At 48.2% G+C, this 6590-nt stretch carries 4 protein-coding genes; 2 read left to right on the forward strand and 2 right to left on the reverse strand.

The window, feature by feature from the left end:
* Positions 1-139 precede the first annotated feature (139 nt).
* Complete coding sequence (locus AB7D94_RS15820) at positions 140-1600, reverse strand: multiheme c-type cytochrome (protein WP_420266968.1); 1461 nt, start codon at positions 1598-1600, stop codon at positions 140-142.
* A gap of 337 nt (positions 1601-1937) precedes the next feature.
* Between AB7D94_RS15820 and AB7D94_RS15825 the strand changes: the two genes are divergently transcribed.
* Entirely contained in the window at positions 1938-2996 is a 1059-nt protein-coding gene (locus tag AB7D94_RS15825) for a glycosyltransferase family 4 protein (protein WP_420266969.1), read from the forward strand.
* The gene (locus tag AB7D94_RS15830; protein WP_420266970.1) at positions 2993-4114 is read left to right on the forward strand and encodes a glycosyltransferase; all 1122 of its coding nucleotides are present in this window, start codon (positions 2993-2995) and stop codon (positions 4112-4114) included. Before AB7D94_RS15825 ends, AB7D94_RS15830 begins: the two co-directional genes overlap by 4 nt.
* A gap of 7 nt (positions 4115-4121) precedes the next feature.
* Here the strand turns inward: AB7D94_RS15830 and AB7D94_RS15835 are convergent, their stop codons facing one another.
* Positions 4122-6380 carry an RCC1 domain-containing protein gene (locus tag AB7D94_RS15835; RefSeq protein WP_420266971.1) on the reverse strand — a complete coding sequence of 753 codons (2259 nt, stop codon included), beginning with the start codon at positions 6378-6380 and terminating at the stop codon, positions 4122-4124.
* Positions 6381-6590: the final 210 nt, after the last annotated feature.

The following is a 6590-nucleotide window of genomic DNA, read 5'->3' on the forward strand; positions in this document are numbered from 1 at the left end:
TTAGGACATTTCTACTTTGGTAGAATAGGACATTTCTATTTTGGTATTACAGTTAAGCCCTGATTACAAAAAAAAGCAAAAGGAAGGAAACCGTAAGCCGGGTTCCTTCCTTATTGCAATATCAATTGATGCTTACAGCCTATTTGTAGCGCTTATCGAAGTCTTCTTTTGCTTTCAACCTCGTGGCCGTAACGGCAGGGTCTTCATTTCCAACCGACCATCTGTGATTGTCGGAGGCTTGGACCTCGTGAAGCAGCTTTTCAAGCTCTTCTGCCTTCATATTAGCATCCTTGTTAGCGCTCTTCTTGCCCATCTCTATGATCTCTTTAAGCTCAGGCACATATTCGCCGTACCAGTGCTTCGCTATCTCATAGTTGCCATGCCACTGGGTATAATCGGGCGCTTGCATAGAGGCCCCGTGGCGCGCTCTTCTGCCCTCGTGATGCCAGATCTCAAACCATGTGTAATCTATCTTATTAGACATGTTGGCATACTCTTTGCCTTTTACCGCTTTCAGTACCTCGGTGGCCTTCTTAAACAATTTCTCGCCAGGTATTGCCCACTTCTCGCTGTATAACTGCATCTCGGCCTCATACTGAATGAAAAACGCGTCTGTGAAATTCACATTGTGACATGACACGCAGACTTTTTTCATGTTGGCCCGGCGCATATCTCCAGTAACCTTGCCAGATGGAAGTCCCCACACCAAATCCGTTTCATGCGCCTGCTTCAACTGTGCCGGGCGATTGTTCCACTTTATGCGTAAGCCGACATTGTGTGTTACAGGCATGTCTTTTGTTGCAGACATGTGGCAGGTGGCACAAGTTGGAGCGGTAGAGTAATCCTCTCCCAACACCCACTTATTCGAATCCAGATTCATCTTGTCCTTATTGGCATAGTAATTGATACCGTGCTTGGACTCATTATAAATCTCTATCTGAGGATGGTCAGGCCCCATGTGGCATTTACCGCAGTTTTCAGGCTGACGTGCCTGTGCTACGGAAAAGTCGTGGCGCTGATGACATGCCGAACAACTTCCCTCCGAACCGTCAGGGTTAATCCTGCCCATACCTGTGTTTGGCCATGTTGCAGGGTCGAGCTTGCCGTCTTTGTTTACTTTAACCGTAGTACCGTGACACTGCCAGCAACCGTTTACAGCCGCCGCCGATACCCCCTTAGGGAACGCCTCTGTCTTCATTCCCATATTACCCTCGGCTACATCCGCTATTATATTATCCATAGAACCAATTATATGCGCAGCCTTTGAATGATGTGAATTTTCAAACTCATCAAACTCTTTGGTATGGCACTTGCTACAGTCCTTGGGGGAGACGATTACCGATATGGTTGCGCCGTTGTGCTCAAACGCCCCCGGGTCCCCCTTCTTTTTCATATGACACTCGTAACAACCTACATTTGCCCTGAAATGCTTACTCTTGCCCCACTGCTGGTATATGCTGGTTGTCGTGCCCTGGTGGCACCCCACACACGCCTGGCTCTCTTTGGACAGTTCCTTTGGTATCTCCAACTTCAGTTCCGCATAGGCGGACGTTGCCACAACCAACATCAACACCAGTACAAAAACAAACCTCTTGTTCATACTCTCCTCCTTAAAGATAGTCTTAATTTTTAGCGCTCCACCAACCTCCCTGAAACTCCCGACCCTTTACCTCCTCAGATTAACTTAGATTTATTACCCACCTCTACGCGGGTATCAGCAGCTTTTACCATAATCATTCTGAACAGGGCCATCATAACATATTAATCATACTAAGTCAGTAACTATAATCACACTATTGTATAATTTGTAATATCTCAAAATCAACCAGAACACCTCGCGGCTTGCTATTTTCTTTGGGGGAAGGTTACTATTCGGCAGGGTAATACCAGGGTTGACACAGTGTGTTCAGCAGACCCACTATGAGGGAAGTGTATAAATGGCCAGTGATGTGGTGATAAATGCGAGGTTTCTTACGCAGCCTTTTACCGGAGTGCAAAGATACGCCCTTGAAATATCAAGGCACCTCAGCGGAAGGGACATAACCTTTGTAAGCCCCTCAGGGCCGATAAAAACATCCGGCTTAAACGTGCGGCAATATGGAAGCCTGAAAGGCCACCTATGGGAGCAGCTCGACCTGCTCAGCTATTTAAAGACAAATGGCAATCCCCTGTTATTTAATCTCACACAGACATCGCCTTTTTTTTACAAACGCTTTGTGTTAACACTCCACGATATTTCCTTCTTAATAAACCCTGAGTGGTACTCAAGGGGCGTGCGCCGCCTGTACAGCGCCCTCGTGCCAAGGCTTGCGCAGAGGGCACTGAAAATCATTACTTCAAGCTGGTTTTCTAAGGGTGAGATTATAAGGCATTTGAATATACCAGAAAACAGGATAACAGTCATCGGCGGTGCCGTCTCAGAGGGTTTTTCAGAGAAAAAGGCCAAAGAAGGTTTTGCGGAGCCGTTGGGGGACTATATCCTCGCGGTATCTTCCCTGAATCCAAGGAAGAATCTTTACAACCTTATCCGTGCCTTTAAGGAGTGCCGCTTCAACGGCATTAAATTAGTCGTCGTGGGTAACACAAGCAGTGTATATCCGGGCAGCCATAGTGATTTAATAGGAAAGATGATTGATGACAACATCCATCTCTTCAACTATGTTACCGATGAGCAACTTGCCGCCCTGTATAGTAATTCGTTGTTTTTCGCATATCCATCTCTTTATGAGGGGTTTGGGATACCTCTGCTTGAGGCCTTTGTCTGCGGATGTCCGGTTATGGCGTCAAACACTTCCTCCATGCCGGAGGTATGTTCTGACGCCGCTTACTATGTCAACCCCTATGATGTTGACAGCATCGCCAACGGTTTAAAAGTCATGGTTGAAGACGCGGGACTAAGGCAAAACCTCGTGGAAAAGGCCACCATGAGGGCGGCTCAGTTCAGTTGGAGAGAATCTGCCGCCGCCTGTCTCAAAATAATTGAGGAGTGCGGATGAAAGTCCTGCAACTCGGCAAATCCTATCCACCCATTAAGGGGGGAATCGAGACAGCCATTTTAAATATTACGGAGGGCCTAAACGCTTGTAACATCAGGTGTGACGTCTTAGGGTCTAACGACGAAAATACTTACCACGAGCAAACCATCGGCCAATATAAAATATACAGGACAAAATCCTTAGGGAAAATATTCTCTTTATCCATTTCCCCCCAGCTCATAAACAAATATCTTAGGATAAAGGACAATTACGACATAGTTCACGTACACTTTCCGGACCCGCTGGCAGTGGCGGCAGTTTTTCTTGCCAGGCCCAAAGGCATAGTTGTCGTACACTGGCACAGCGATATAATAAGACAGCGGCATCTGGCAAAACCCCTTCAATTTCTGATTAACTGGCTCCTAAACCGCGCGGACGCGATTATTGCCTCAAGCGAAGCCTATGTCAGGACTTCTGAGTACCTGAGGGGCTTTTTCAATAAGACCGTAATAATTCCATATGGGATAAGGACATCTGAACTTACGGTGAATGAAGACACGGTTGCCGCAATAAGACACCTTTACAAGGGGAAAATAATTATCTATTCCCTCGGCAGACTTGTATATTACAAGGGATTTGACCATTTAATTGAGGCAGCAAGGTCTCTCTCCAACGACTATGCCGTTGTCATAGGGGGAGACGGGCCACTTTTAAATAGACTAAGAAAATCTATTGACATCAACAGGCTTGCTGACAAGGTGTTTTTGCACGGCCATATTAACAATACGGACATGGGTTCCTACTACGAGGCGTGCGACATATTCTGCCTTCCCTCGACGGAGCGCTCCGAGGCCTTCGGGATTGCGTTAGTTGAGGCAATGTCCTTTGGAAAACCCCTCGTCACTACAAACATACCAACAGGTGTGAGCTGGGTAAATCAAGATGGCCTCACGGGGCTTGTCGTAAACCCGGGGAATGCCGGGCAACTCGCAGAGGCAATACAGACCATCTCCACCGATGAACGGCTTTACCACTTTTTCTCAGGTAACTGCCGCAAAAGATACCAGTCGTTTTTTTCACAGGATAAGATGATAGATACGATTGTCTCACTGTATGTTGAACTGTTAGCAAGACAGTAACAATCTCTTATGGCGAATAGACGGCGCTGATAGAGTAATCCTGAGTCATGATGGCCCTGATAACACTGACAGGCGCCATTGACCTTCCGCCTACCGACAGTTGTGAAAGCACACTGCCGGACTTAGGCAAGAAGTAGAATAATCTCGTCGCTCCATAAGGCACGGACAGACTGCCGGACTGAGTCAGGGTAGTTTGCAGGTTAAAACTGTCGTCATAAACCAGCACCGAACCGCCGCCTGATATTGCAACAGAAGCCGTTTGTGTCGAGCTATTTGTGACAGTCTGAACAAGGGCCGCCGAAAGAGAAGACGGATTTGCCGCGTCTCCGCTGTAACCCGCCACAATTGAATGCGTGCCAACAGACAGTGTTGACGTTGTATAGGAGGCCTGCCCACTGCTGTTAAGCGTAACAGTGGAAAGGATTGTAGTGCCATCCGCAAAGGCAACAGTACCCGTAGGTGAAGAGCCGGTAACGGTTGCGGTAAACGTCACCGCCGCACCGTACGTTGATGGATTCAGGGATGAGGTAACGACCGTTTGCGACGTGCCACCTGTGACAGTCTGAACAAGGGCCGCCGAAAGAGAAGACGGATTTGCCGCGTCGCCGAGATACCCCGCCACAATTGAATGCGTGCCGACAGACAGTGTTGACGTTGTGTAGGTGGCCTTTGCACTGCTGTTAAGCGTAACAGCGGAAAGGACTGTCGTACCGTCCGCAAAGACTACGGTGCCTGTGGGTGAAGAGCCGGTAACGGTTGCGGTAAACGTCACCGCCGCGCCGTACGTTGATGGATTCAGGGACGAGGTAACGACCGTTTGTGTCGCGCCATTTAGGACAGTCTGAACAAGGGCAATCGAAGTAGAAGCCGGATTCACTGTGTCGCCGCTATAAATCGCCGTAATTGGATGTCTGCCGGTGGTCAGTGCTGACGTCGTATAGGCAGCCTGCGCGCTGCTGTTAAGCGCAACTGTGGACAGAACCGTGGCATTGTCCATAAATGTGATAGTTCCCGTTGGTGGAGGGCCGGTGGGCAAAGAGCCGTAAACTGATGCTATGAATGTCACCGACGCCCCGTATGTCGAGGGGTTCAGGGACGAGTTAATCGTCGTAGTCGTTCCCGCCGCTTTCCAAACCCCTACCTGCACCGGCGAAAAGCGCGTGGTATATGTGCCGTCTCCTAATTGGCCTTCGCCATTATAGCCCCAAGCCCAGAGTGTGCCGTCACTTTGTACCCCTAACGAGTGATAACTGCCAGCGGATACGGATGCCCATGCGGAAGTCCCTATCTGCTCAGGTGAGTTGACAGCGTACGCTGTTGTATTATTGTCTCCTAATTGACCGTAACTGCCATAACCCCAGGCCCAGAGAGTGCCGTCACTTTTTATCCCTAATGTGTGATAGTCTCCCGCTGATATGGATGACCACTTAGAAGTCCCTATCTGCTTAGGTGAGTAGACATAGGACAAAGTTGAATTGTCTCCTACCTGGCCGTAGTAGTCATAACCCCAGGCCCAGAGAGTGCCGTCACTCTTTAACCCTAATGTGTGATAGCCTCCGGCGGATATGGACGACCACTGAGAAGTCCCTATCTGTTCAGGTGAGGTGACATAGTACGTTGATGTATTATTGTCTCCTAACTGCCCATAGCCGTTATAACCCCAGGCCCAGAGAGTGCCGTCACTTTTTATCCCTAATGAGTGATAATAACCCGCGGTTACGGATACCCAATTTGCAGAAGTCCCTATCTGAACTGGCGAGTAGCGAGAGGTATATGTGCCATCTCCTAATTGGCCATAGTAATTATAACCCCAAGCCCAAAGAGTGCCGTCGCTTTTTATCCCTAACGTGTGATACACGCCCGCGGTTATGGACGACCACTTAGAAGTCCCTATCTGCTTGGGCGAGTAGACGTAGGACGAAGTTGAATTGTCTCCTACCTGGCCATAGTAATCATAACCCCAAGCCCAAAGAGTGCCATCACTTTTTATCCCTAACGTGTGATAATAACCTGTCGCTACGGAGGCCCAGGCAGATGTCCCTATCTGCTCCGGGAACACGGCGTAGTACAGTGTGTTGTTATCTCCCAATTCGCCATAACCATTATAACCCCAAGTCCAAAGAGTGCTGTCACTTTTTATGCCTGCGCTGTGATATCCACCCGCCGACACAGACACAGCCGCTAACGCATAAGCGCTGACACAAAGGACACTTATAAAAAAAACGACAAAAAAGACCACTCTTCTTACTATATTTCCACTACACATGATTGAATCCTCCTCATTAAGACTGCCATAATCAATAACGCTATTGCCCACCGCAAATATCCCCTTGTTTTCACGTCTGGATTGATATAATCAGGCCACAGTAGGATATACCATATACACATCTGGATTGTCAAGGGGAAATATATTTTTGTCACGGTAAATTTGTTCTCCATCATAAGTAAGCGGTAGTTGCTTAGTTTGTTGCCATCC

The organism is Candidatus Magnetominusculus dajiuhuensis (assembly GCF_046044395.1).
Taxonomy (GTDB): domain Bacteria; phylum Nitrospirota; class Thermodesulfovibrionia; order Thermodesulfovibrionales; family Magnetobacteriaceae; genus Magnetominusculus; species Magnetominusculus dajiuhuensis.